General features: G+C 40.1%; 24 protein-coding genes, 1 pseudogene and 1 riboswitch. Of the genes and pseudogenes, 4 read left to right on the plus strand and 21 right to left on the minus strand.

What is annotated here, in order from left to right; genetic code table 11:
• The first annotated feature begins 285 nt into the window (after positions 1-285).
• Together AB4160_RS07810 and AB4160_RS07815 are read left to right on the plus strand one after the other, a co-directional pair.
• Complete coding sequence (locus tag AB4160_RS07810; RefSeq protein WP_303501953.1) at positions 286-1,002, plus strand: YrhK family protein; 717 nt, start codon at positions 286-288, stop codon at positions 1,000-1,002.
• 398 nt (positions 1,003-1,400) lie between these two features.
• Positions 1,401-2,882, plus strand: coding sequence for a peptide MFS transporter (locus AB4160_RS07815; RefSeq protein WP_372004145.1), 1,482 nt, complete (start codon positions 1,401-1,403; stop codon positions 2,880-2,882).
• A 122-nt stretch (positions 2,883-3,004) separates the two neighbouring features.
• Here the strand turns inward: AB4160_RS07815 and AB4160_RS07820 are convergent, their stop codons facing one another.
• The 4 genes from AB4160_RS07820 to AB4160_RS07835 form a co-directional block, all read right to left on the minus strand.
• The gene (locus AB4160_RS07820) at positions 3,005-3,487 is read right to left on the minus strand and encodes a zinc ribbon domain-containing protein (RefSeq protein WP_102439601.1); all 483 of its coding nucleotides are present in this window, start codon (positions 3,485-3,487) and stop codon (positions 3,005-3,007) included.
• A gap of 42 nt (positions 3,488-3,529) precedes the next feature.
• Entirely contained in the window at positions 3,530-3,985 is a 456-nt protein-coding gene (locus AB4160_RS07825; RefSeq protein WP_102439616.1) for a CreA family protein, read from the minus strand.
• Between the two features lie 143 nt (positions 3,986-4,128).
• Positions 4,129-5,493: a molecular chaperone gene (yegD, locus tag AB4160_RS07830; RefSeq protein WP_102439600.1), complete on the minus strand. Its 1,365-nt coding sequence runs from the start codon at positions 5,491-5,493 to the stop codon at positions 4,129-4,131.
• A 248-nt stretch (positions 5,494-5,741) separates the two neighbouring features.
• Positions 5,742-6,722, minus strand: a complete 981-nt coding sequence (locus tag AB4160_RS07835; protein WP_372004147.1) for a rhodanese-related sulfurtransferase — start codon at positions 6,720-6,722, stop codon at positions 5,742-5,744.
• 290 nt (positions 6,723-7,012) lie between these two features.
• Between AB4160_RS07835 and AB4160_RS07840 the strand changes: the two genes are divergently transcribed.
• Together AB4160_RS07840 and AB4160_RS07845 are read left to right on the plus strand one after the other, a co-directional pair.
• Entirely contained in the window at positions 7,013-7,702 is a 690-nt protein-coding gene (locus AB4160_RS07840) for a glutathione S-transferase (RefSeq protein ID WP_102439598.1), read from the plus strand.
• A gap of 202 nt (positions 7,703-7,904) precedes the next feature.
• On the plus strand, positions 7,905-8,111 hold the full coding sequence (locus AB4160_RS07845) for a hypothetical protein (protein ID WP_076536156.1): 207 nt from the start codon (positions 7,905-7,907) through the stop codon (positions 8,109-8,111).
• A gap of 187 nt (positions 8,112-8,298) precedes the next feature.
• On the opposite strand, the gene AB4160_RS07850 is transcribed toward AB4160_RS07845, so the two are convergent.
• The 17 genes and pseudogenes from AB4160_RS07850 to AB4160_RS07930 all read right to left on the minus strand — a co-directional run.
• Complete coding sequence (locus tag AB4160_RS07850) at positions 8,299-8,847, minus strand: NAD(P)H nitroreductase (RefSeq protein WP_102439615.1); 549 nt, start codon at positions 8,845-8,847, stop codon at positions 8,299-8,301.
• Positions 8,848-8,985: 138 nt separating this feature from the next.
• The gene (locus AB4160_RS07855) at positions 8,986-9,567 is read right to left on the minus strand and encodes a DoxX family protein (protein WP_372004149.1); all 582 of its coding nucleotides are present in this window, start codon (positions 9,565-9,567) and stop codon (positions 8,986-8,988) included.
• An 86-nt stretch (positions 9,568-9,653) separates the two neighbouring features.
• Positions 9,654-10,502, minus strand: a complete 849-nt coding sequence (locus AB4160_RS07860) for a DUF6279 family lipoprotein (protein WP_102531781.1) — start codon at positions 10,500-10,502, stop codon at positions 9,654-9,656.
• Between the two features lie 44 nt (positions 10,503-10,546).
• The gene (locus tag AB4160_RS07865; RefSeq protein WP_372004151.1) at positions 10,547-11,557 is read right to left on the minus strand and encodes a phosphotransferase; all 1,011 of its coding nucleotides are present in this window, start codon (positions 11,555-11,557) and stop codon (positions 10,547-10,549) included.
• 14 nt (positions 11,558-11,571) lie between these two features.
• The gene (gene pnuC, locus AB4160_RS07870; protein ID WP_102439594.1) at positions 11,572-12,222 is read right to left on the minus strand and encodes a nicotinamide riboside transporter PnuC; all 651 of its coding nucleotides are present in this window, start codon (positions 12,220-12,222) and stop codon (positions 11,572-11,574) included.
• Between the two features lie 40 nt (positions 12,223-12,262).
• A complete protein-coding gene (locus AB4160_RS07875; protein ID WP_076536145.1) occupies positions 12,263-12,523 on the minus strand; it encodes a hypothetical protein in 261 nt (86 codons plus the stop codon).
• Between the two features lie 170 nt (positions 12,524-12,693).
• Complete coding sequence (locus AB4160_RS07880; RefSeq protein WP_102476405.1) at positions 12,694-14,880, minus strand: TonB-dependent receptor; 2,187 nt, start codon at positions 14,878-14,880, stop codon at positions 12,694-12,696.
• Positions 14,881-15,028: 148 nt separating this feature from the next.
• Positions 15,029-15,137: riboswitch (TPP riboswitch) on the minus strand.
• A 158-nt stretch (positions 15,138-15,295) separates the two neighbouring features.
• Positions 15,296-15,688: a YcfL family protein gene (locus AB4160_RS07885; RefSeq protein ID WP_372001998.1), complete on the minus strand. Its 393-nt coding sequence runs from the start codon at positions 15,686-15,688 to the stop codon at positions 15,296-15,298.
• 85 nt (positions 15,689-15,773) lie between these two features.
• On the minus strand, positions 15,774-16,799 hold the full coding sequence (locus tag AB4160_RS07890) for a PaaI family thioesterase (protein ID WP_102439591.1): 1,026 nt from the start codon (positions 16,797-16,799) through the stop codon (positions 15,774-15,776).
• Between the two features lie 10 nt (positions 16,800-16,809).
• Complete coding sequence (gene hinT / locus AB4160_RS07895) at positions 16,810-17,166, minus strand: purine nucleoside phosphoramidase (protein WP_102439590.1); 357 nt, start codon at positions 17,164-17,166, stop codon at positions 16,810-16,812.
• Positions 17,167-17,747: 581 nt separating this feature from the next.
• A complete protein-coding gene (locus AB4160_RS07900) occupies positions 17,748-18,599 on the minus strand; it encodes a CsgG/HfaB family protein (protein WP_076536135.1) in 852 nt (283 codons plus the stop codon).
• Between the two features lie 2 nt (positions 18,600-18,601).
• A complete protein-coding gene (locus AB4160_RS07905) occupies positions 18,602-19,009 on the minus strand; it encodes a curli assembly protein CsgF (protein ID WP_102439588.1) in 408 nt (135 codons plus the stop codon).
• Between the two features lie 15 nt (positions 19,010-19,024).
• Entirely contained in the window at positions 19,025-19,678 is a 654-nt protein-coding gene (locus tag AB4160_RS07910; RefSeq protein ID WP_241901032.1) for a curli production assembly/transport protein CsgE, read from the minus strand.
• The gene (locus AB4160_RS07915) at positions 19,675-20,307 is read right to left on the minus strand and encodes a LuxR C-terminal-related transcriptional regulator (protein ID WP_102439587.1); all 633 of its coding nucleotides are present in this window, start codon (positions 20,305-20,307) and stop codon (positions 19,675-19,677) included. The genes AB4160_RS07910 and AB4160_RS07915 overlap by 4 nt, the downstream gene beginning before the upstream one ends.
• Positions 20,308-20,436: 129 nt before the next feature.
• Complete coding sequence (locus tag AB4160_RS07920) at positions 20,437-22,020, minus strand: beta strand repeat-containing protein (protein WP_372001995.1); 1,584 nt, start codon at positions 22,018-22,020, stop codon at positions 20,437-20,439.
• Between the two features lie 33 nt (positions 22,021-22,053).
• On the minus strand, positions 22,054-22,602 hold the full coding sequence (locus tag AB4160_RS07925) for a curlin (protein ID WP_372004153.1): 549 nt from the start codon (positions 22,600-22,602) through the stop codon (positions 22,054-22,056).
• Between the two features lie 1,589 nt (positions 22,603-24,191).
• Positions 24,192-25,097: pseudogene (locus AB4160_RS07930) on the minus strand (hypothetical protein); the annotation flags it as partial.

Consider the following 25,097-nt stretch of genomic DNA (forward strand, 5'->3'; position numbering starts at 1 on the left):
TTGTATCCAAACCGCCAACTCTTGTCGCGACAACTCGTTTTAACAATAAATGTAACTAGCGATTATAATTAGGCTGATGTGGAGTTGAATATTTCACTTATTCACAGCTGTGGTTTATCATCCTTTGGCAGTTGTAGCAGAATTTTTAAATCGAAGCGTTAATTTAGACGCTTAGGCACCTAGGTTAAACAAACGTCAGTAAAACACATTTATTGATGTACTTGTAGATTATGAGCAAAACTAACTTAAGAAACCTCTTCCCCCCAGAACCGAGACAAAACTTACATGCCGCATATATTTTCAAATCGTCGACGTATTCTTAATTTAACTGCAAATAAGAAAGAACTTAGAGCACAATTTCGCTGGGAAACCATCAACGCAATTGCTTATAAAGTCGGCGGTATTCTTTTTGTTATTGGCAGTTTCTTTTTTTTCCCAAGTCGGGCTGAATATGCCCATATTGGCGGTTGGTTTTTTCTTGCCGCTTCACTGATTTACTTAGCGGTTAATGTTCACGATATGGCTGAGATCAGGCGACATTGGAAAAGCCAGCCATCCCACGGGATTGATTTAAAATTAGAATATTTTGCAGGTATCAGTTATCTGCTGGGTACCCTATGTTTTGTTTTTGGCCGAATATCTTATTTCCCTGCGGTTGATGATCTGATCCTCGGCACTTGGTTGTTTATCATTGGCAGCACATTGTTTGTGCTTGGCGCTGCAGCCAATGTGTTACTGATTATCAAGGCTGAATCGGTGCAATTACTGCAATTGATGAACCTAACAGCAATCACCTTTATTGTCGGCTCAGTTCTCTATGGTATGGCCTCTATCCCTTATCTGTGGGCTTTTGAATCGCCAAATGATCACCTGCTTATTCTCAACTTTCTTGCTTGGCAATATATGCTGGGCAGTATCCTATTTTTATTAGGCGGCATATTTAATTACTGGCGCGCCTACTTACTGGTTCAAAATGCGCTGAAAAATCATCCAGACGTGTAAAGCCTAATAATTTAATCAAACAAATATCTAAGCTTGCTTCAATACCCTAGGTGCTCTGTGCTGTGCGGCTTTATGGCATCAAGCTGATTTATCGTCAGTAAATATCTCAATGAAAATAGCTTATGTGACTGTTTTATAATGCCCCCATGGCGTCACTGCTGAATTAATCAACCTATACGCTATTTTAAGCCAATCACTTTGGATCGTCAGCATCAAAATCCTTAGCCCTTTTTGTAGGGTCGCGTCCTACATAAGCGATTCAGAAGTTCATCAAACAATTGCTAATTTCCCTCAATTCCCTTGCTGCAATCAAGGTGTGAACAACGACCTTTCTCTCATGAGTCACAGTGCTCGTGGGCAATTGTCGTTAGCGACATACAAATATCAGGGCCTAAAAAATGTGGAATAAACTCAACAAGTCGATGATGGTCTGCCAAATGCTTTTTGGCTTATCTTTTTATGGCGTGCTCGTCAGCCTTACGCGCTTTTTTCTAGAAGAACTCAATTACGGTGAATCCGAGACCATGATGGTTGTCGGCGCATTCGCCGCTATCGGGCCATTATTTGCTATTGCAGGCGGTTTTATCGCCGATAAATTACTCGGTGCTTATCGCTCACTCACCATTAGTTATGCTGCATTTGTTACCGGTTATATTCTACTGGTCGTGGGCGCATCCTCATTACATGTCCCTACCGCAATGGCTGGTATAGCACTCGCTAGTTATGGCCGCGGGTTAATGTCGCCATCTTACCCAAGCCTTTATAGAAGAACATTTAACTCTCAAAAAGAGTTTGAACAAGGTTTCCCAATCAATTACTCGGTCAATAATATTGGCGCCTTTGCTGGGCAGTATTTGTTCCCGATGTTAATTCTGTATATTGGTTTTACTGGCGGTTTCATGCTTTCTGCCATATTGGCAGCTGTTGCCCTATTCGTTCTTGTGGTGCTCAAAAAGCCTTTTTCAGCTTTAGGAAAACCTATCGATCAAAAATCACTATCAATTAAAGCCTGGTTTGGCTTTGCTGTTATTTCTTTCGCCATGGTTAGCCTAGTGTTTTTCATGTTCTCAAATATGGAAATTGGACAAAATATCGTTTATGCCATTGGCTTAATGGCAATTGGTTACTTCATTGCTTTGATGTTTCAGGTAGGTCACGCAGAAAAACTTAGAATGGGCACCATTTTAATTGCCACTTTTTTAACGACCTGCTTTTTCGTGTATTACGGACAAATGATGACATCAATGAACATTGTTGCCATTAATACCCTGAGCGGCAATTTGTTTGGCTTTATTCCCCTGCAGCCAGAAGCGGCAATGGCGATGAACCCACTCTGGTGTATGGTTGGCGGTCCTGTGGTCGCCATGGCTTTTTCTGCCTTAGAGAAAAAAGGCATTAACCTGTCGACTGCAACCAAGGTGTCGGTGGCGTTTGTGATGACAGCTATCGCATTTGGGATATTAACCTATTTCATCTCAAACATCGGCCCAGATGTCACCATTAGACCTGAAGTCTTTTTTGCAGTGCACTTTTTTCAAGCGCTTGCTGAAGTGATTGTCGGCTCAATGGTAGTGGCATTTATTTTGTCTGTTGCCCCCGCACATATTGAAAACTTTTCTGTTAGCCTATTTTCAGTGGCAATCGCTTTAAGTGGGATTGTGGGCGCAGTGCTATCAACTCATATTGCCCTTGAAAAAGGACAAGTCTTGACCCAAGACATCGCCCAAAACATGTATGGTGACTATTTTCAAATGTTAACTATCATGGCGGTAGTGATGGTCGCAGTGGCTTTAGTGTGTTCTAAAGTGATTGCGCTAATGCTACGTAGAGCAGAGCAACATGATGCTGTAAATCACCCTGAAGTAGAGACGACAGTTTAAAGGATGCATTTTTAGCGGCAATTTAAAACATTGCTTATGGATGGAGAGGCTTGTCAATTTTCACTTTAACCCCGTCACATTATTATCTGAACACGCTTAATAATAATGTGACGAGTAGAAAATTAATTAGCATTAACAATAGATTGCAGTAATTTTCGTAACTGCTCACTATTGTGCTTTGACAAGCCCAAAATGACACTGGGCTTTTGACCGCGGGTTTCAATTTCGATGCGGTCCCAAATAATGCCGCTGCGATAATTAAATCCGGCAACTTTATTCCACGGGACTTCATCGGTGTTATTCCACAAACGAAATAGCCCCGGTGCATTGATGCAAATTTTATCCACATCAGTTTCGATTTCTTGGGGTAACAATCTAAATCGAAATAAAACCGATGCCAATAATTCGGCTTTAAATGCCATGGTTAATTCAGTCGCACTGATTGAAATTTGGCTGAATCGATAATGACAATGGCGGCACACCACAGCATCTTTAGGCAAGCTACTGTGGCAATCTGGACAAATATGATCAGATAGATATTCTAAGCAATGGCAACACTTTAGTGCGTCAACATGAAGCTGTTGTTTACAATAAGGACAATCCATTTACCCTCCTCATGCTAATAATCGTGTGAGTTAGCTTAAAAACTAGTACGCCGCTTGTGGCTGTTGATAAGCTTTAGTGCCCCATAATGGCACCGTAGATAAGCTGTGTTTGTAACTACCCGATGTTTCCTTGGTCGAATAAGACACATACATCAGAGTTTGATTTTCTGCATCTAAAATACGTCTGATTTTCATGGTTTTAAAGAAAATACTTTTAGACTTTTTAAATACAATCTCACCTGATGCCGACTTATCAATAGCGTCGATCATTTGCGAGGTAATTTCACCGGTTTGACGACATGAAATAGATGAATCGGATGGATCTGAAAAGCTTAAATCCGCTTCGATACTGGCAACATGACAAGTTACCCCAGGTACTAGTGGGTCAACCATCTTATTAAGTTTAATGTCTTTGGTGGTAAACATCCCTAAACTCACCTTGCCAACATCGTCACTGCAACTCATGGTTAATAAGCTAGTCCCTAGCACTAATGCCATTGCAGTTATTTTATTTACCGGCGTGTTTTGAATCATTGCTCGAACCATATTGATGTTTATCCTTACTGGCTACAACACGATTAATAACACCTGTTGTAACTGGCTTATGCTTAAATGCTTACAGTTAAATCACAGCTAAAAAATTAGTGCTGAAAAACTTTACCCGCCCAACGCACTAAACCACTGGTTACACTGCCAAAATGGTCGCCGACAATAATTTCTGCTTCACTAAATTGGCTTGAAATACATTGGTGGATCACCGGACTTTTTGCGGTGCCGCCAGTGACATAAACCACATCAGGCTCGGCGCTTGCTGACTCAACAGCTTGCTTCATAATAGTGATTAATTTGCTAACAGGTTGCTGAACTGCAGCTTCAAAGGCATCCTGTAAGACATTAATCTCAAAGTTCGCTTCAATAAAGGATAAATCTGTATCAAAATCTGTCTGCTGTGACAGGCCAATTTTGCACTGCTCTGCTTGACGAACGAATTGATAGCTCATTTGATGCAAGCGTAATGATTTAAGTCGTTTAAGAAGCGCTGGTTGCTCGGCATCTTTAATGAGTTCGTCAATTAATTTAGCCGTCGCAATAGAGCCAAATTCTCGCTGAGCACTAATGTCATTAACAGCAACGCCATTCCAAAATGGTTGTCGCGGTACTGTAAGGTTATTTTTTAATGTAGAGCCTAGGCCTAAATGCGGCATAAAACAGTTCATGGCAACGGCAATATCAAGATCATTACCGCCAACACGCTGACCACTATGGCCAAGCACATCATCACTACGATCGGTTTTATGTTGTAACTCTGGGCCCATTTTTACCATAGAGCAATCGGTGGTGCCGCCGCCAACATCAACCACTAGTACGGTTTTGTGGGACGTCATTGACGCTTCATAATCCATCGCAGCAGCCATAGGTTCAAATAAAAAGCTTACTTGTTCAAAGCCTGCTCTTTTAGCCGCTGTTTCTAAAATAGCTTGTGCTTGCTGATTACTTTCCTCACCGCCAACACCTTGAAAGTTAACAGGTCGGCCAATGACAGCTTTGGTGATCGGCTCTTTAATTACTGCTTTAGCCCGAGACATCACTTCAAGCATCATTAAGGTGACAATATCTTCAAATAACGCCACTTGATCGACCCTTAAACCACTAGCGCCTAAAAATGATTTTGGTGACCGGACGTAAAAACCTTCATCGGGTAATTCCAAATAGGCTTCAATTGCTTCTGGACCAACAAATACCACTTGCTCGTCTGGGTAAATATCCAACTCATGGCGGACTTGTCTGGCGCGGCTTAATTGCGATGAACGCAAGTGGCCATATTGTGGTTTTAACTCATCCGCAATGCGGTGATAAACAGCTTCAGCGATAAGTTCTCTATCCATGGCATATAAGGTTGAAGATAAGAAACAACTATCACCATTAATCGGAATAAGTGTCACCTGACCATCTTGCTCGATACCCACTGAGCAGTTTGCACTGCCGTAATCAAAACCAATAAACATTAACTTCCAACTTTATATTTCTAGATCAATGCTAAAAATAACATAAGCTGATTAAGATTTGTTATTCACTTTAGCAATAACAAATCTTTCGCTGCTAAATCCAGCAACCTGTTTCATTTATAATAATGACTTGTTTAGGCACAGTAAAAATAACATCAGCCTCAAAAAGCTAAAATCAATACAAAAAGCACCCACATGACAATGGATGCTTTCATCAAACTGGCTTAATCGACCTTTAGTGACTCTAATTATTTAGCTTCATTTTGGGCTAGCTTCACGCTTTCTTTATATTGACGTCTTTGCTGAATAACTTGTTTAACGTCACTACCTATATGGGCTTCGCCACGCTGTTTAGCCAGTTGAACCTGTCTTTCACGTTCAATAAAACGTTGACGCTGCTCATCTGAAATTTTATCGATACAGTGTGGACAACTGACGCCTTGAACAAAAGCTGGGGTCTGCATTTCTTCTTGTGTGATTGGCATGCGGCAAGCATTACATTGATCGTAAATACCTTTATCTAAATCATGATTTACCGCCACCCGATTATCAAATACAAAACACTCACCTTGCCACAGGCTTTGCTCTTGGTTCACTTCTTCAAGGTATTTTAAAATCCCGCCTTCAAGGTGATACACCTCATCAAAACCCTGCTCTTTAAGGTAAGCGGTGGATTTTTCACAGCGAATGCCACCGGTACAGAACATGGCGACTTTTTTGTGCTTAGTTGGATCGAGGTTTTCTTTGACGTATTGAGGAAACTCTCTGAAGGTTTCAGTTACAGGGTTAACTGCATTTTTGAAGGTGCCGATTTGTACTTCATAATCGTTACGGGTATCGACTAATAACACCTCAGGATCTGAGATCAGTTTGTTCCAATCTTTTGGTTTAACGTATGTCCCTACCACTTCCCTTGGATCAATCCCTTCAACCCCCATAGTGACAATTTCTTTCTTGAGTTTCACTTTGGTGCGGTAAAATGGCATGTTGTCGTCAAAGGATAATTTATACACAATTTCATTTAAGCCATCTTGTGACGCCAACCAGGCTAACAGGCTATCAATACTTTGTTGCGAGCCTGCTACTGTGCCGTTAATACCTTCACTGGCCAGTAATAAAGTGCCTTTAATTTCTTGTTGCTCCATATGGGCTAATAATGGCGCTTTTATTGATTCAAAATGCGGTAAAGCAACAAACTTATATAACACGCAAACGACAACTTGTGACATGAATATCTCCGCTAGCTGGAACTTAATTTCCAGTGCAATTAATAACGATTAAGGACAAATAAGCACAAAAGAGTGATCAACCTCAAATTATGGCGCGAAATTGTAACTTAATCACACAACCATAGCTAGGCGTAATGCAGCGTCTTCAGTTCGTGTCAGTAAACACATATGTTTCAACAAACCCGCAAAACCAACCGACAACCTAAGCAAAAAGTTCACACACCCACAGATAAAAAACATAGAATAAGCTCACTCATTGTTTACTTCACGATAACAAGGTCTAGTTATATATGTCTTCCGCTATTCTTTATACCTTCAGGCGCTGCCCTTATGCGATGAGAGCGCGTATAGGCTTGCATTTAAGTTCGTTAAATCCTGAATTAAGAGAAATTGAGTTACGTAATAAACCTGCAGAAATGCTAAAGCTGTCGCCAAAAGGCACAGTACCAGTATTAGTACTGAATGATCCGCAAATTAATCGTCCTAAAGTATTAGACGAAAGCATTGATATCTTCAAGTATGTATTAAGTCATTATTCTTGTGCTGATACTGAATATTTATGCAACAGTGCTTATGTAAGCTTAGTCTGCTCTATAACCGATAAAGCAGCAATTGATCTGATTGAATTGAATGATTTTCAATTTAAACCTTGGCTAGACAAATACAAGTATGCTGATAGACACCTTGAGTATCCTGAAGAGTATTACCGCATTAAAGCCTGTGAATTCATTGAAATTTTAGAAGAAAAGCTGTCTGATAATAAACAACTGTTGTCAGACTCACCCTCGATGGCTGACTACGCTATTTTTCCGTTTGTAAGACAATTTGCACATGTTAATAAGCTCTGGTTCCAGCAAAGCCCATATAAAAATGTAAAACAATGGCTCAAAATCCATCTAGAAAGTGATTTATTTAAAATGGTTATGAAAAAACACTCTCTCTGGTTAGATGATTTAACCCAGCAACATTACCTCAAATAGCGTCGATATATTACTAACTGCTTATATTAGCAACAACAGATCAATCTTTTGTATAGTTATTCATATATATGATTGATAAAAGTACTGTAAATGCGCTATGTTAAGTCAACTATAAGATGGATTTTATAGTGATTAAGCAGCTAATCTCCAAAATAGGATTAAGCTTAGGTAATCCTCTCATGCAGTAACCAAGGATGTAGACATGGAACAAATGGATTTGGTGCTTGTACTCATACCGCTGTTAATCGTATTGCATATTATGTTTTGCTATCGCGCGATTAACACAGCAGCAAAGATAGATAACGTTAAACGTTATCTATGGGGAACAATAAGCCTATTTTTAGGCCCGTTAGGCTATTACTTATATCAGAATTTGCTGCCGTTAGATGCATTAGACCCAAGCGACTAAGACATTTAATTATAACGAGCAAAGTCACCGACCTAGGTAACTCAAACATTTTTATTTAAAAATATTAAATATAGTGATTCCACAACTGGAGTCACTATATTTTTATTAACGCTTTTGATCGCCTTTATAATTAGCACTGTTCTCGAGCTCAGCAATTAAGTTGATAAGCCCACTTCATAGAAACAGGTTATAAATATCGAGCGAATTGTCGGCCTGGTTTTAACGGTTTAAGCGGCGCTTTAACCGCAGGGGTGCCGATATACAAAAAGCCCACGATTTGATCTTCAGCGGCAATACCCAAACCTTGATTAACCATCGCGTTAAAAGCAAAGTCACCAGTACGCCAAACTGCGCCCAATCCTAAAGAAAACGCTGCTTGTTGCATTGCCATGGTGGCGCAGCCCGCGGCTAACTGCTGCTCTAATAATGGCACTTTAGGATGTGACTGACTTTTAGCGACGACAGTAATGACCATTGGCGCTCGGTGTGGCATCCCTTTCACTTTGGTTAAAAAGGTTTCATCCGCCCCTTTAGACTTAGCCGCCGTAACAAATATCTCTGCTAAGGTCTCTAACCCTGCATCAGTGGCGATAATAAATTCCCAAGGGGTTAAAGCGCCGTGATCTGGCACTCTGGCAGCAGCATTAAGAATGAAGTCCAATTGTTGTTCATTCGGCGCAGGCGTTGTTAAACGAGGTGTTGACTGGCGAGTAAGTAATAATTCTGAAGCGTCCAATTGCAAAATCCCTGTCTTTTCATTGCGCAGACACATGTCCACGCCGATAATTAATCTCTCAAGAATATTAACAAAAATCCCACATTAAAGTGGGATTTTTACATGTCATGATAAATTGTTAGATGAGGTTATTAATCGCTAGCTAGCACGCTTGGCAATAAAGTGATCCACGCTGGTATATCGGCCTCCGCCCATAAATAACAGCGCAAGCAACATGATGAAATAGGTTATGGCAAACTCAATACCATTATTTAAAATAACAAAGTTGCCTGAGCTTGTGAGCCATTCGTAATTACCATGTTGCTGTAAAAGTGCTTTAGCCGCAGCAAGCTTTTCAGCAGAAGCGGTGACATTATCGTTAGCAAGCCAGGCACTGGCATCAGCAATGGCCAACCAGCCATTATTAATGTGCACCGCAAACGCCGCAACTAACATGGTTACCATCATAGGGATGGCCACTAAACGTGTAGCTAAGCCTATCAGCAGTAGCGCTCCGCCAAATAATTCGGTGCCGGCAGCTAATGCGGTCATGACTTCAGGCATAGGTATACCTAAACCCCAATCAGGATTACCAAACCAAGCCGCTGTGTCACTAAAATTAGATAACTTGTTATAACCTGCTTGCATTAATACTGGGGCTAAATAAAGTCGCAAAGCCAGTGGTGCTATGCCTTCAATGTGCCTTAATAAACTTAAAAATTGCTGATAAAGGTTCACCATGATAATTCCTTAACCTTGCTGCGATAATTACATCATTAGACCTTGGAATAACAAGTTTTATTTCATCTATTTACATCAGCTATAAATTAACGCTCCACATCGTCAGACAGATCTTGTAAATCCTCAATTAACGTGACTATTTTTTTGTTTAAATGACGGCGCTGCTTGCTGGATAAACTGTGATTAATTTCAATCATTAACTGACCAAATAATCGAGTATTTCTATCTGCATTTTGCTGATAGATTGCCGATTTTAATTCATCTGGCTGGGTCATTAATAACCGCATTCTCTGCTCAAGTAAGGCTGTATCATCTCGTTGACTCAGCGCAGTTTCAAACTGACGTAACCATTCAAGTCGATACTCTAGCCACATATCAAGGGTTGCTAAACGCTGTTGATTAAACGCTTTAATTAACACTTCTTGTTCTGCTGTGGTGCTTCCTAACCAATCATCAACCCGATTGATGGTTCTTTTGTTGGCATCGGCGACTAATTCTAGTTGGTTTTTTCCTGCATACTTGGCATTTAATTCATCATTATCAAGTTTAAGCTGAGTAATAATAGATTTAACTTGTTGATCGCTTAAGCTAGTAATAATAGGTAGTAAATCGGGTAGTAAAAATTCAAAAACACGAAACCAATGGGCTTTAGCTGCAGTAACTTGTTGCTCCCAAATTTCAATGGTGAGCGTGTGTTTATTAATATTGTCGGAAAGTTGCTGCAGCTGCTCGCTATAGCGAGCCAATTCTTGCTGTTGATGCCAAAGCAAAAACTTATCTAGCAGCTTATCAAATTGAGCTTGTTGAGATTTATCTAATTCTACATATTCATCAACGCGCCACTCAATGGCCCAGTCGAGAAAGAAGTAACTAAATTTGGTGGAACATCCTGCTAAAAAGATAACAAGTAATATTGGAATTAATGGCTTTTTCAACGGTCATTCTCCCCTACAAACAGCATAAGTTAAGAATAATAGCCTTATGGCACTAAAGATAGGTATTTGTTGAATAAGTTAAAATATTGCTGAGGAGATAATTGCTGGTTAGCTGCCATCATTAAAGCCCAAGCTGCGGCAAATAGCCAAAAGCAATGAGCCATTTCAGCGAGGTAGTCAGTACAATCATGAGTCAAATTCAGCTGATGTTGTAGATATTTTTCCGTCAGTTGTTTTACTTGCTCTTGAGTTAATTGATGCGTCACCACCACGGCGACTAAATCAAACAGCGGATGACTGGCAGCGCAATATTCAAAATCAATACACTTAAGTTGTTTACCATCAAACAGTAAATTATACGGCGACAAATCTCGGTGACAGAACTGCGGCGAAATCACGCAGGTTTCTAGTTGTTCAAGCCAAATAGCCATTTGGGCATATTTACTGGTTAATTTTCGATAAAGCTGCTGCCATGTCACTAACGCCTGAGTTTCATCAGCATCGCCTTTGTTTGCGACGCTTGCATCAGCAATTGAGTTGCCTAAGTCAGATAATGAGTTTACATAAACTTGCCATTGCTGAGTCATGGTAATTTGTTTCGTCGGCAAAGGTAATTTTGATAGCGGGGTTAATAACCCCAGTAGGTGAGCAACAGGGTCTAGCGCCGCAAACACCGACTGCTGTGGGCGCTTGTTATCATAAAAACTAAACTCGGCGACATAATTTGACCATAAGTGATTATTTTCAGGTATAAACTGACTTAGGTAAAAGCGTTTATCATCACTAAGCCAAATTAATTTAGGCGCCCGATTAATGGCTTCAACCAAGCGCCAACTGCTCACTTCGTTGTCTCGTTCACACCACGGGGCATTATCTTGATTAACCCGTAATACCCAATCGCTATCACTTAAGGCTATATGGAAGTTTTGGTTACTTAATCCATCAGATAACACTTTAACCCCATGACAATCTGCTTCAATCTTATCGGCTAATATATTCGGTAATTGGCGATTAATATCCGCAGGTAGCCATTGCCATGGGTTAAAGTGACTCATTATCTAAATAGCCATTAGCTTGCTAAGGCTGCATCATCTGGTGCATGATTTTGCAGCATTTTTTTACGCCACATAAAGTAACCGCTGACAGCCATAAATAAATACAGGATAAGTAAACCAGAAGTTAGCATTAAACCTTTTTGAAGGTATAAGTAAATTGATAGCGAATTAATCACCATCCAGTAATACCAATTTTCTATTACCTTTTTCGCCACTAGATAAGTAGTCATCACCGCAAAACAGGTTGTTAATGCATCAAGATATGGAAACGAAGCACTTGTATTTGTGGCCATTAAGTAGCCCACAATCAAGGATACACCACTAGTAACGGCAATAATCACTAAGTGTTTGTTTAGAGACCAACTAATAATTGGCAGTTCAGTTTGATGACGACTGTCAGCACCATAGCGCCACAGCCAAAAGCCATAAATCGCCATCGCCATGTAATATACATTTAGCACTGATTCCATCAACAATGACACATTCCAAAACAGCACTGTGTATATGGCAGTACTGGCAAAGGCTGCCGCCCAACACCAAATATTGGTTTTCATGGCTAATATCAAATACGCAATTGCCAGAATCACTGCAACAGCTTCCCAGCCTGTCATTACAGACACTTCAGTAATGGCAATTTGTATTGATTGAACGATCTCAGATAACATAACGTTGGCTACTATTTCATTACTATGATGAATTTACAGGTTATTCGGTGTGGCTTAAATCAAGCTCGCCACCAATAAATTTACATACAAATACTGCTTTGCCCCATTTTTGATGGGCCGCTTCCATTTCGGTTGCTAGCATGGCCATCACATCTGCGTATTCACCGCACACCTGAGTCGCCATCGCATTGGTTTTACGTTCAATATTAGGGTAGCTATCTACTCGGCCAATAAACCACTTTATCGGGTCTAAATAGTTTTCATTAAATGGATACATGCTGATTTCGGCAGTCAATTTCATGGAAATTCCTTAATCGTGATAAAAATACCGTCATAGTCTATCAAAGTTTAAGGTAAAAAACTTTTCAAAACATGACGGCAATTTAGTGTTAAGTATTGTTATTATTAAATAAATCAACTGTAACCCAACAGGTTAACAGCCCCCTTTAATTAACATAGTTTGCAGCCAAGCTACATAAACTTGACGTTTAAGGTAATACCTAGCTGACGTGGATCGCCGAAACGTACATATTGCTTATCGGCCCAATCTAAGTCTGGTTCATTACCAAAGTAGAAGCCTCTGGTGCCATATTGCTCGTCAAATAAGTTGCGGCCCCATAAATACGCTGACCACATTTGTGTTTCATAACCCACTCGAGCATTGAAAATAGTATAAGCGTCTGACTTTGATTCGTTACTATCAGAGTAGTAAAAATCACTTTTACCGCTAGCATTTAAATTGGTAAACCAGCCAGAATCACTGACATAGCTCATGCCTGCGCTATAAGTAAATTTTGGCGCATGGGCTTGCTCTCGACCTGTTAAATCTACGACATTGCCATATTTATCCTTGTATTGATAATCACCATAGGTGGCTTCTAACCAACCTGCACTACCGTAGAATTGAATGTTATCGGTGGCATAGTAGGTAAAGTCGATTTCGGCGCCGTAGTTTTCAGCACTACCTGCATTTTCGGTAAATAGAATGAAGCGCTGCTGATCATCAGGGTCTTGTTGTGATGCCGCCACTTGCTGATCACGTCGATCCATATAGAAGAATGCCAAGTTGGTGTCTAATTGACCTTGTAACCACGAAGATTTGAGCCCTAACTCGTAGTTATATAAGATTTCAGTATCAAACTCTTTTTTATCGGCTAATTCAGCTGGCAAACTCATGTTAAAGCCACCCGCTTTGTAACCGCGAGCAATACGCAGATAGGTATTATGGTCTTGGTTTATGGCTTTAGATAGCGCTAAATGACCGCCCCACATGTTTTCGCTAGGTGAGAATTTATCACCATTACTGTCTGAATATTCACTTTCTCGACGCTCTAAACGAACCCCAGCTGAAAATACATAACCATTACTAAACTGGGTATCGGTTTGAGCAAAAATAGCATAGTTGGTCGCTTCATATTCCGATTGCAGCACTTCATCTGGCCAGCCATTGTATTCAGAATATAAGTCATTATCCTCTTGAAGGTTCATGCCATATAAGCCCATTAACCAATCAGTCGAATCGTTAAAAATTCGGCCAGCTTCGTTTGAGCTGATACGAAGTTCCTGTGACACGGTTTTACGCTCACCCTGTTTATCCCAGGTGTAATCATAAACACATGGCTCAGTCCCAATCACGTTCCAGTCATCATCATAAATGCTGCATTGTTTCGAATCCCAGTAATCAGGGTTGGCCCAATCGCCGTCATAATTATGGTGATGATCGGTTTGTGCAAATGAAGTTAACGAGGTGAGTTCGAACTTTTCAAAACTGCTGAATGTGGCTTTTAAGCCAGCACCAGTGGTCTTTTGCGCATCAACACCAGGCTTATCGGTAATAGTTTCAAAGCCATTATTATCTAACGTCCAGGCATCATAGCCATTATCAAAATTAGCATGTAAAAAGGTTAAATCCAGTTGCACATCATCTGCAGCATACCAACGCAATTTAGCACGGGCAGTGAATTCATCACGGCCATTGGTATCTTCACGTTCAAGGTAAGTATTGTCGCGGTAGCCATTTTGTGAATGCTGCTCTAAAGACACCCGATAAAGTAGCTTACCAGAGTCAGTTATTGGGCCAGAGCTAAAACCGGAGAAGGTTTGTAAGTCATCGTCACCAAGGGAGACTTGTGCACCATGTTCAAACACATCGGTGGGATCGTTACTTTTTAAATAGATAAGACCTGCTAAAGCGTTAGCACCATATTGTGTACCTTGTGGGCCACGAAGTACTTCAACTTGTTGCATATCGTACATGCTCGACACCATGCCGATACCGGATAAGTCGATATCATCAACAATAAAGCCGACTGAAGAGTTTGGTGCACCTTGATATTCTTCTTGCTCACCCACACCACGGATCTGGAAATACTTAGGTCGAGAGCTGCCGCCAGACCAGTTAAAATTAGCAATAGAGTTTAATACATCTTCAAAATGTTGAGCGCCTTCATCTTGCAATTGTTGGCTATCGATGACGGTAACACTGGATGGCACTTTTTCTAGCGCTATATTACTAAAGTCAGCGTTAACCACTATGACTTCCATTTTTTCAGCAGCGGGCGCCACGCGTTCAACATTTTCTGTTTGAGCGACAACGGAAGTGGATAAAACGGCAAGAATGGCAATCGCTAGTGGCGATTTAGATTTTATTACAGACATAGGACCTCAAATTATAATTTTGAGATCCGGCAAGCATAGTGAATTAGTTATGTGCATCCATGACTGTCATTACAATTATCAGTTATTAAATTGGTGTCGTTTTTCGTTTACGACTTGGTTTATGACTGAGTTAATGACTAACATTTACGGCAAAGCATGCAGCCTATTCCTACGCCGGTATGAGCCGGATCAGGTTCTAAGGGTTTGTCTTTAGACATCTCAGTTTATCAACACGATAAACACCCCTTGGCGCGGCGGATTATAAACTATCCTTCATCTGTGCAACAGCACTAACAGGCACTTTTTATTAACTATTTAAGTACAAAAAATTATCACATAGATATTTTTATGATTAGCTAAGCCTATAAAACAAAAAACACGCAATTAAGCGTGTTTTATATTTTAAAAGATACACTTAGTTAGAGAATGCTTCTCTTACATATACTTCAAAACGGCTTGCATTGGCATTAGGGGCAACGGCGCTAACCTGCATTTGTTGTTTGCCATGTAGCTTTAATGACTTCCAGCTGCTTGCTTCATCTTCAATGGTAAAGCCACCAACATCAAACCAAGTAAACTTATATTGCAGCCTTAAATCCGTTGACACCTTGCTAATGATTAATGCAGAACCTTGCAATAAATCCGCTTGCGTTCTGACATTGACTTGCTCAACAGCGACTTTACTCGCAAAAGAATTATTATCAACTCTCACTTCGCTATTAGAGCTAACCATGACTCCCGCGGTATGATTAGCACAGGCTGATAGCATTAACGCTAGCGATATCATTATTACTCTTAATGTCATCATTAATTCCTTTTTTTAAGTATTAAAAATAAATGGTCGGCTCAGTGTCAAACAGCTTGCTCATCTATGCATCAACTGTGTGTTACTTCTACTGATCAAGCAAGAAATGCGCTCTCGCAGTAGCAATTAGCTGCTTACGATTTTTCTGCCAGCAATTAATGCTAACATTAGCAACTCGGCGTCCTTGACGAGTAATTTTACATTCAGCAAACGTATCTTGATGTAAACCCGCACGTAAATAATCAATTGAAAAATCGATAATTTTTGGCACTTTCTTAGCTTGCATAAATACCATTAACTGCACAATCGCCGACATTTCCATAAAGCCAGCAATAACCCCGCCATGTATGGCTGGCAGAATAGGATTACCAATGTTGTCATCTTTAGTTGGCAGCTTAAATACCATTTCATCACCAAAGCGATCAACACTCATCCCGATAAATTGGGTATAAGGGACTTTCTCTAATAAATAACTATAGTCATTTAAATCAATGGCCCGCTTAACCACATCATGAACATTAATATCGCCCACAGTTAAACTGGCATTGCCTGCCTGCATAACTTCAACACTTTGAGTATCAGGCTGGTTATTAGCAGCTGAATTGACTGCACTTGCTTCATCAGCGCAGCCCATCAAAGCTTGTCTAAACTCTTCACCCACCATTTCTGGACTAATACGCATAAATGAGCCAACAGCATGCGCAATAGGATCATCAATACTGTCTTGATAAGCTATCGCACGGGTAAACGCCACATTGGCCGACAAACGATAACATTCTGCAAATGCATACAGCGGTTTGTTTGGCTCAGCCGGTTTCATGTAGTCAACCCGTAAATCTAAGGTTGGCGATATTTCTAAGGATTTATACTTCTCTAAAATAGCGCATACAACAGAAGTGCCGGATGCGGTATCAATGATCGTAGTCACCACACCGCCGTGTATCACCCCAGTATCTGGGTCACCAATGATATCTTGGCTATAAGGCAACTCCAGTAATACGTGATGTTCACTGGCTTCTAACGCACTAATATTCAATCGACGGCAATGGGCAAGCTGATTAACAAATCGGCTTGCTACGCCGGTTAACGGAAAAAAATCACTGTTTATTTTCATGTTATTAGTATTAATCCAACCGACTTAGCATTGGCCCAAGTGACTTACCGCCAAGTAGATGCATATGGATATGGTAAACCTCTTGGCCACCGTGTTTATTACAGTTCATGATTAAGCGGTAACCATCTTGTGCAATACCCGCTTCATCAGCCAGCTTTGCCGCAACTGTCATCATTCGCCCTAATGCCAGTTCGTCAGATGCTTTTACATCATTGGCTGTGGGGATCAAATGGTTTGGAATAATCAGAATATGTGTTGGTGCCTGTGGGTTTATATCGCGAAAAGCGGTGACGAGCTCATCCTGAAACAAAATGTCGGCAGGAATTTCTCGGCGTATAATTTTACTGAAAATGGTTTCTTCAGCCATGATTGATCATCCTTTTGGTTATTATAATCGAAGTAGTGAAAATCATTGTTGAATGCGCTAATCAAGCAGCCAACTAAGCGCTTGCTTAACTATATAATAGCTACTGCTGCATTTGTCACTTAAGCCAAGCAAGTTTAACACTTTGCTATTAATCACTGTTGAATGTTGTTGGCACTATCAAGCCAATTTTGACAGCTCGATTAACTATAGCAACGCTCACTTACTTAGAGTTTATCTAGGCATTATCACATCATTGTTATCAATGCTAAAGGGGATTTATTTGAAGTATCCCCAGCAATTAACATTGAAGTCGCTAAAAAAAGCGCTATATTTCTTGGTGGTTACCTTTAAACCTTATGCAATTAGACTTCTTAGGCATCTTTTTGATCACCACATAATGAAAGCTTGGATTAACTTAACCATAATGAAAGCTAAGCTGCTTATGTGGTTATCGCCTTAAGGGCTGCGTCTGTGTATCTAGAAGTTTACCCCCAGAAAACATAAAAGGCGCCATTGGCACCTTTATCGTGATTGAAACATAAGGGACTGTTAATTAGGGGCTATTTATTCAGGACGGATAATTAGCCACGCTTAATTCTGGCACTGACTTGCGCTTCTTTATGGGCTTCTAACCAATACTTTTGCAAGGTAGTATTTTGCAAACCTGTAGTGGCATCCCCTAGCCTCCAAGCCCCTTTCCAAATGCCATCGGCAATAAGATGCACAACAGCGCTCTCAATGGCTGCGACTACGCATAAACTCACAGGCTCATTGGAAGTATAACCCGCTTCAGCCTCTAACAAATCTTGTGCATCAATAAACTTAAATACACCCGCGGTAATTTCTTTTGATATCACCGATTTGGTGGTGGTAACACTACTGAGTAATCGGCCAGTTCGAATATCCACAGCGCGTAAATTAACGGTAATGCTATCGACTCGGTATTGACCTGAAGCGCCAATGCCTAAATACCGTGCTCCAGCACCGCCCGTTTTAATATTTGTGTCATAGGCAACAATGCCACCTTCCATTAATACCTGCGCACTATTAAGTTGCGGTAATTTACTGGCATCACCTTTAAGTCCTGCCCGTAAAATTTTACGTTCTGTTAATAGGTTTTGCAGTCCTTCACGCTCAACGGGTATAAACCATGCTGAATCATTAAGTGACTGGGCTAAAAATGCCGTACCGGATTGTGGCACTGCCGTTGAAAAGTTACTTGATGGAATGGGCTTGTATTGTCCTGTTTGATCGCGAAAATCATATACTGCAGCAACCATCGCACCTTGTGGAAAAGGTAAACTGGTTAGATCGTAATAAGTTTCACCTTTAGGCATTAAACTTGAAGTGGCATCTATATTTTCAAATTCTTCATCAATTGATGAGCAAGCTGTTAAAGATAGTAGGCACAAGCTAATAATTAATTTTTTCATTATTAACCCCCGACACTGTCATCAACAATACCGCCAACTTCAATAATGGTGGTTTCACCGGTTAATACGTCGGTAATATGAACAATCAATGAGCCGTCTTCATTAACGACATTAATTTCAAAATCATCAGTTAATAGATAACCTTCCCCCCCATTGGCGGCATCATTAAAAAGTTGGCTCATCAACCGAGACTGTAACGAACTTGAGAGACGTTCTAATGCTGTTGGGGCCACATAACCTGAGCCACCACTACTTTCATGGTCATTTTGCGCAGCTGCATTAGCCAGTAGATATGAGCCATTTAAATAGCTGCCACCAAAGGCTGGGTTTACTGGTTGATAAATAAGTTGAGTGGCAAAGCAATCAACTGAAAGAATGAGCAATATTGAAGTAAATGTTATTTTTTTCATTTTGGCTTTCCATGCTTAGAATTCGTCAGGTGCGAGATCTGGGTCAAACAACGCTCCTAAAACGGCTTGTTCATTTTGCTTAACTACCGCAGAGTTAACGCGTTTAGCGGCATAATTGGCTTGGTCATCTATATTCCGACTAATAGGCGACACAAAAGTCACAAAAACGGTTTTTCTGTTTTGTTGTATTAATATTTTGCTACCACTTCTTGCTGTAGCTTGTTCAATAACGGTGAGCCCGGTATGTTTAGACTCGCCACCAATATCTCTGTATGCCGCGACAAATTCACGGTAAAAGCGATGGCCGAGTCGGGTCATCGCACGGTTTAAGATTAACCCATCAATTAAATCAGCTTCATCCTTAGGGACGGCATCATTAATATTAATAGGCTTAGTTTTGGGAGCTTTTTGAATATTCTTATCTGTCGCTGACGTTGTTGGCTCTTTGGCATTCTTAAGCTTTTCTGCGTGGCTTTGATCTATTGGCGGTTTATTTTTAGTGCTGATTTGCTTTAAAGAAGGTTCAGTCACTAAAGTTGATTTAATATCTAGTGTTGACTCTGTAGATAACCTTGATTCAGTAACTAAAGGTTTTGTTACTGAATTACCAGCGGCAATGACATGACTTGAAAAGATGAACAGAAAAAACATCAATAAGATGCTTTTCATACTCTAACCTCATGCATGTGAGTCTGTGCCCAAGCTATTGCTTGACCGCGACTGGATACCCCAATTTTTCTGAAAGCGCGATATAAATGAGTTTTAATTGTACTCTCGCTGACAAACAATTGATTGGCGATATCCAAATTTGTACTGCCAGCCAGTAACGCTTGAAGTACTTCTCTTTCACGTATGGTTAAATGCTCACTATCATCGTCAGCTTCATCACCAGTGACTGATTTATGTAAATCATGGGGTATAATGCTGCGACCTTTAAGTATTTCGTTAAATCCACTGCTAATAGCGGTAAGTTCAGCATCACTGTAAAATACACCAAACGTTGTAGCTGGGTGGATCAAAAATTTTGCATCAACTTGTTTGGGGAAATTAATAAATACCGTTTTCACCGAGCTGTGTTCGCGTTCGATTAAACGCTGTAATTGATAAGCTTGTTGTAAATCTATGGTAGCTAAATCAAACACCACTAAAGAGATTTCATGTGAATTTAATTTAGTACTCATAGTTGCTGGAGTTGCTTTAGCTAGCTTGACCAAAAACTCTTGGGGCCAACGACAATCAAGTAGGTCAACAAGCAATTGCGAACGAGAAACGATCATCCAATTGATAACTTTAAACATCACCCTTCACTCCATGTTATTACTTAAACAAACCTGTAGAAATTGTATAAAGTCAGGTTAGCAAGCCAACCTGACATATACTATTAGCCAAAAGAGTGTTTAAATTATTTTAAATATACTTTTGTACTATTAAGGCATCATCACTGCGCCTTGATTAATGGTCACAGAGTTACCATTACCAAAGGTGTTTACTGACGAATTATTACCCATATCAGTTTGTGTTACTGCAATAACATTTGTACTGCCACTGATATAAACATCAGCAAAGTGCTCTGTGCCCGTTTGGCTAATATCAAGGTCATTAGTTGAACCAAACCAAGACTCTCCAATAGCTTCGTTCAAGCTGCCTACCTGTACAATATCAACCATTGAGCCAGTACTTGCACCGTCGGCATAAGCGCTATTATCATCACCAGTTTGCGTCACATTGACAACATTATTGCTTCCCCATGCACCCGCACCAAAACCGGTCCCATAAGAATTAGTTGCATTGTCGTTATCAGTCACAGAGTTTCTATTACCGGTTTGAGTAATAGTAATAGTGTTGTTGGCGTTATATCCTGTTTTTGCACCAGCATAGTTATCATCACCAGTTTGGTATACAGATACTGTATTTGTTACGCTATCAGGCAATTGAGTAACCAATGCCTCGTTTGAAATACCTGCTTGAACAACAGTTGCAGTATCACCGCTACCAGCTTGATTGACTGTCGCTAAGTTACTCATATCGCTTTGGGTAACCGTGGCAGTATTATTGGCATTACTTTGATTAACAAATGCCATTTGACCGTCACCAGACTGAGTTACGGTTGTAGTTTGGTTAAAGTCTGATTGCTCCACAGTAGCTTGACCATTAACACCACTTTGCATCACAGTAGCCAAACCGCTATCACCAGACTGGTTAACATCAGCCTCATTATTCAAATTAGATTGAGTAACAAAAGCCTCGTTACCATTGCCCATTTGCATCACTGCAGCATCATTCGACAAGCCTGTTTGTACAATATCTGCCCAGTTATTATCGCCAGATTGATCAATTACCGCGACTGTCTCTTCCAAAGCATTATCTGTTAGCGTATTTGTTTGCTGAAATATGCTACCTGTATTGCCAGCTCCAGCCTGCGATATGGTCGCTTCTGCACCATCTGAATTATCCTGCTCAATGTAGGCATCATTACCAGTGCCAACAGACTGATTAATGGTGGCATCGGCAAAGTCAGACACATAATTGTTAATTTCTGCAGTATCACCATCACCTAACTGATTGATGGTCGATGATGCGCCATCGGCATTTTCTTGCGTAATAGTTGCAATATTACTGTCACCCACTTGATTTACTGCCGCTTCTGCAGCTTGGGCATTGTAATATTTCTGCACTATATTCGCTTTATTCAAACTACCTTCAGTATCAATAGTCGCTGATGCTGTAGCGGTTGAATTATGCTGAGAGATTGCCCCTTCATTCCCATTACCCACTTGAGTAATAAAAGCTGCAGTATTTGAAGTATCAGCTTGAGTCACTTCTGCAGAATTCTCATCACCAGATTGTGATACTGTTGCTGCATTTGACTCGCTATTGACTTGCTGCGTAATCATGACAGAATTATCATTACCAACTTGGTCCACAGTTGCCATGTTACCATCACTAGCATGCGCACTAGTTGAAGCAAATAGTACAGCTGAAATTAATAAAGCTAATTTTGAATGTTTCATTATTGTCTTTCCCTATACGTTTAGTTAGATAAATTATCTTTGGGTGATCACAACATCTTGTGAGTTTCCCCATTGAAGTACACCCACTGCGTTTCCAGACCCGTGCTGCTGGATCTCTATCGAATTGTCGTAACCACTTTGCTTAATTAAAGCTAGGTTCCCAGTTCCTGTTTGCATCACATCGAGGTATAAATTTTCTCCGCGTTGCAACGAAACAACCGCATTTCCAAAACCCATCTGCAAGATTTCAGCCTCAATATTGGCACCAGACTGCCTAAGGCCTGCAATATGATGCGAGCCTTGCTGATTAACATTTATTGAATTATTAAAACCGAATTGTTGAGATTGAAAACGATTAGCGCTACCAGACTGATATAAGCTTAATGAACTATCACTGCCATCTTGTGAAACTAGAGCTAAATTAGCCCCACTGGCAAGTTCATCAAAATCACTTAAATCAGACTGACTGAAAGTAGGAAAAGAAGCTAGACAGACGACAAAGGCAAATGAAATTGCTAGTATCTTAGTTAAGCGATGTAAATACTTACTTTTTAATACGTCCATGCTTTCTGCCTTTAACATACTGAAAGGAGATTTCCTTTCACATTTTCAGTGTGTAAAGTATTGATGATTAATATTTATTCTGAATCCTCCTCGAGTATTAAAACTGCATAGACTAATAGGTAAAAAATCATCGCCCCCCCTACTTTAGTACTATTCCTTAAATCGAAATATCAACATTTATAATTGAATTAATGAGTAAATACATGTAGTTAAACCCAACTTCACATTGAAGATTTTGTACTTTCTTTGGGGTTGTATGTGCTAAAATTGCAATTAAAATTAAAAAAACATGGAAACTGACATAAACAATGTGAGAATTATTCGTTTTGAATTAGATTTAATGAAGATTTTTTGGTGTATTTAATGAAGATTAAAATAAAAGGCTCGAAATAATAAATTTAACTAACAATATAAATACTTTCTACTCAATACATTTTTACAGCCTTATAAAACATAGAAATGACAACGGCTCTACTCTCAATTAATGTCATTTTTAAATTCATCAATAATAATTAAACTTTAGAAAGCAAAGTAATACTAAAAAACAATTCTCATAATTTAATTAATAACGCACTAAATATCGCTATTTGGATAATTTCCACTGAATTTCATGAGCCATTTATTGGGATGTGTAAAATATGCCTCAGCCGCGATTGTCTACTGCTGATATTGTTATCGCTAGCGCCATAGTGACTTGTATCTGCAATACTGACTGTGCAGTGATGGCTTATCTATGCTATCGCTGTATTATTTCTGGCGTTATCAATATTCGCAGAACCGCAGCCTTAAGCCTCATCCATTGCGACCAGGTTTCTACGGGGTTACGGCGACCTCTTAGCCCTGAGCTTTTTCGCCATCAGATTAAGGCCTAAGCTCGATTATTATCCTCTAATTTAATCAATAATAATGACGCTATACAAATAGAGCGCTAGGCTGACCAGCATCGATCTGATTTGATAAACCGACTTGATAAACAGGCTGATAAACAGAAATAATCCCCTTGAAACCAAACTGATTTACATATGTGGTATTACCAGCTTATTTCTGGAAAATATCAGCCAAATGGCCCATTTAAATTTGATTAATCCATGTAAAAGGGGGGATGCTGAAAGGACGCGATGAAAAAATTTATCAATAATAAGCATCATTACGGGCTTCACAACTCTAATTTATTGTCGCGCTAGAAATATAAATTTCAGCTTGAAAACTATCGAGCACTGATTGATCGCAGCTAACGCTCCATTAGCACTTTTCTAGCGGATTTTGCTATATGGCTAGCTTTCGATAGATTTACCGTTGGCGTTTATTAGCGCAAGTGCATTTACGCTACAGAGTTACTGATATATTGCAGCGGGGTTTTTACCATCCTTTTGTGTGATGGTTGCCGAAGAACCTAAGTACCTTGCTGGACAATATCTGCAGTGTTTAAGAACCATCATGGTCAATTATTACAGTATTGCCTTCACTATTAAGCTGCTCAGCCACTGCTATTTCTTTTATCTACATTTCAGCTAATGGTATGTACAGCTTCGATCTCTAACATCATTTAAGAGGCTCGAATTAAGAGCGCTTATTAAGAGACTTATGCCTCCTAATAATCGTATGAGCTACATACCAGATCCTTGGTTAATCGTTACAGAGTTACCATTTCCATTTATGCTTACATTTGCATTCTGCGCCATGTCTGTTTGTGTCACCGCGATAATATTCGCATTTCCACTTGCTGATACATGAGCGTAATGTTCATTACCGATTTGGATTATATCGATATCACTACCAACACCTTCACCATAATGAGCAACACCTGACGCTTCATTTAAATCGCCAACTTGACTGATATATATGTCAGATTCCCCATATCTTGAAAATGCATGAGCATCATTGCCATTACCGATTTGATCAATAATCGCGCTACTTTCAAGAAAACTTTGAGCGGTACCTGAATTATCATTACCAATTTGAGTCACGCTGGCGATGCCGCCTCGGTCCCAAGAGCCTGCGTACCCTCTATTACCATTACCATGTTGTATAATTAATGACTGACTATTGCGACTTGAATTAGCTGTAGCTTCAGCGGAAATCGCTCGGGCGACATTATTATCACCTAATTGCTCAACCTCTACTGTAAGGCCCGTAGTCACATTAAATTGAAAAAAATCGACCATATTTGAATTACCCACTTGAACAATATTGATGGATTCATTGATACCGACTTGTTCCACTACTGCCGTATTACCCATGCCGACGACAGAACCGCTTTGATTAATTGATACAGTATTGTCCATGTTAGCTTGGGTAACATTGGCTATATTGCTGGCATCATCTTGAATGATTAATGCCGTGTTATTGATCCCAGTTTGTTCGATATCGGTGTGGTTTTCTGTGCCCGTTTGAGTGACCACTGCATCTGAAGATAAACCGATTTGGCTAATAAAGGCGTTATGGCGCTCACCGGTTTGGCTTATCACTGCGACGGTATCTTCAGTGACAGAGTCACTTAAATCACCCGTTTG

The organism is Shewanella sp. 10N.286.51.B8 (assembly GCF_041469325.1).
GTDB lineage: Bacteria > Pseudomonadota > Gammaproteobacteria > Enterobacterales > Shewanellaceae > Shewanella.

What these genes read in the sequence shown, in the direction of transcription:
- AB4160_RS07810 (WP_303501953.1), top strand. Translation starts at nt 286, where the DNA reads ATGCCGCATATATTTTCAAATCGTCGACGTATTCTTAATTTAACTGCA.
- AB4160_RS07815 (WP_372004145.1), top strand. Translation starts at nt 1,401, where the DNA reads ATGTGGAATAAACTCAACAAGTCGATGATGGTCTGCCAAATGCTTTTT.
- AB4160_RS07820 (WP_102439601.1), bottom strand. Translation starts at nt 3,487, where the DNA reads ATGGATTGTCCTTATTGTAAACAACAGCTTCATGTTGACGCACTAAAG.
- AB4160_RS07825 (WP_102439616.1), bottom strand. Translation starts at nt 3,985, where the DNA reads ATGGCATTAGTGCTAGGGACTAGCTTATTAACCATGAGTTGCAGTGAC.
- yegD (WP_102439600.1), bottom strand. Translation starts at nt 5,493, where the DNA reads ATGTTTATTGGTTTTGATTACGGCAGTGCAAACTGCTCAGTGGGTATC.
- AB4160_RS07835 (WP_372004147.1), bottom strand. Translation starts at nt 6,722, where the DNA reads ATGTCACAAGTTGTCGTTTGCGTGTTATATAAGTTTGTTGCTTTACCG.
- AB4160_RS07840 (WP_102439598.1), top strand. Translation starts at nt 7,013, where the DNA reads ATGTCTTCCGCTATTCTTTATACCTTCAGGCGCTGCCCTTATGCGATG.
- AB4160_RS07845 (WP_076536156.1), top strand. Translation starts at nt 7,905, where the DNA reads ATGGAACAAATGGATTTGGTGCTTGTACTCATACCGCTGTTAATCGTA.
- AB4160_RS07855 (WP_372004149.1), bottom strand. Translation starts at nt 9,567, where the DNA reads ATGGTGAACCTTTATCAGCAATTTTTAAGTTTATTAAGGCACATTGAA.
- AB4160_RS07865 (WP_372004151.1), bottom strand. Translation starts at nt 11,557, where the DNA reads ATGAGTCACTTTAACCCATGGCAATGGCTACCTGCGGATATTAATCGC.
- pnuC (WP_102439594.1), bottom strand. Translation starts at nt 12,222, where the DNA reads ATGTTATCTGAGATCGTTCAATCAATACAAATTGCCATTACTGAAGTG.
- AB4160_RS07875 (WP_076536145.1), bottom strand. Translation starts at nt 12,523, where the DNA reads ATGAAATTGACTGCCGAAATCAGCATGTATCCATTTAATGAAAACTAT.
- AB4160_RS07880 (WP_102476405.1), bottom strand. Translation starts at nt 14,880, where the DNA reads ATGTCTGTAATAAAATCTAAATCGCCACTAGCGATTGCCATTCTTGCC.
- AB4160_RS07885 (WP_372001998.1), bottom strand. Translation starts at nt 15,688, where the DNA reads ATGATGACATTAAGAGTAATAATGATATCGCTAGCGTTAATGCTATCA.
- AB4160_RS07890 (WP_102439591.1), bottom strand. Translation starts at nt 16,799, where the DNA reads ATGAAAATAAACAGTGATTTTTTTCCGTTAACCGGCGTAGCAAGCCGA.
- hinT (WP_102439590.1), bottom strand. Translation starts at nt 17,166, where the DNA reads ATGGCTGAAGAAACCATTTTCAGTAAAATTATACGCCGAGAAATTCCT.
- AB4160_RS07900 (WP_076536135.1), bottom strand. Translation starts at nt 18,599, where the DNA reads ATGAAAAAATTAATTATTAGCTTGTGCCTACTATCTTTAACAGCTTGC.
- AB4160_RS07905 (WP_102439588.1), bottom strand. Translation starts at nt 19,009, where the DNA reads ATGAAAAAAATAACATTTACTTCAATATTGCTCATTCTTTCAGTTGAT.
- AB4160_RS07910 (WP_241901032.1), bottom strand. Translation starts at nt 19,678, where the DNA reads ATGAAAAGCATCTTATTGATGTTTTTTCTGTTCATCTTTTCAAGTCAT.
- AB4160_RS07915 (WP_102439587.1), bottom strand. Translation starts at nt 20,307, where the DNA reads ATGTTTAAAGTTATCAATTGGATGATCGTTTCTCGTTCGCAATTGCTT.
- AB4160_RS07920 (WP_372001995.1), bottom strand. Translation starts at nt 22,020, where the DNA reads ATGAAACATTCAAAATTAGCTTTATTAATTTCAGCTGTACTATTTGCT.
- AB4160_RS07925 (WP_372004153.1), bottom strand. Translation starts at nt 22,602, where the DNA reads ATGTTAAAGGCAGAAAGCATGGACGTATTAAAAAGTAAGTATTTACAT.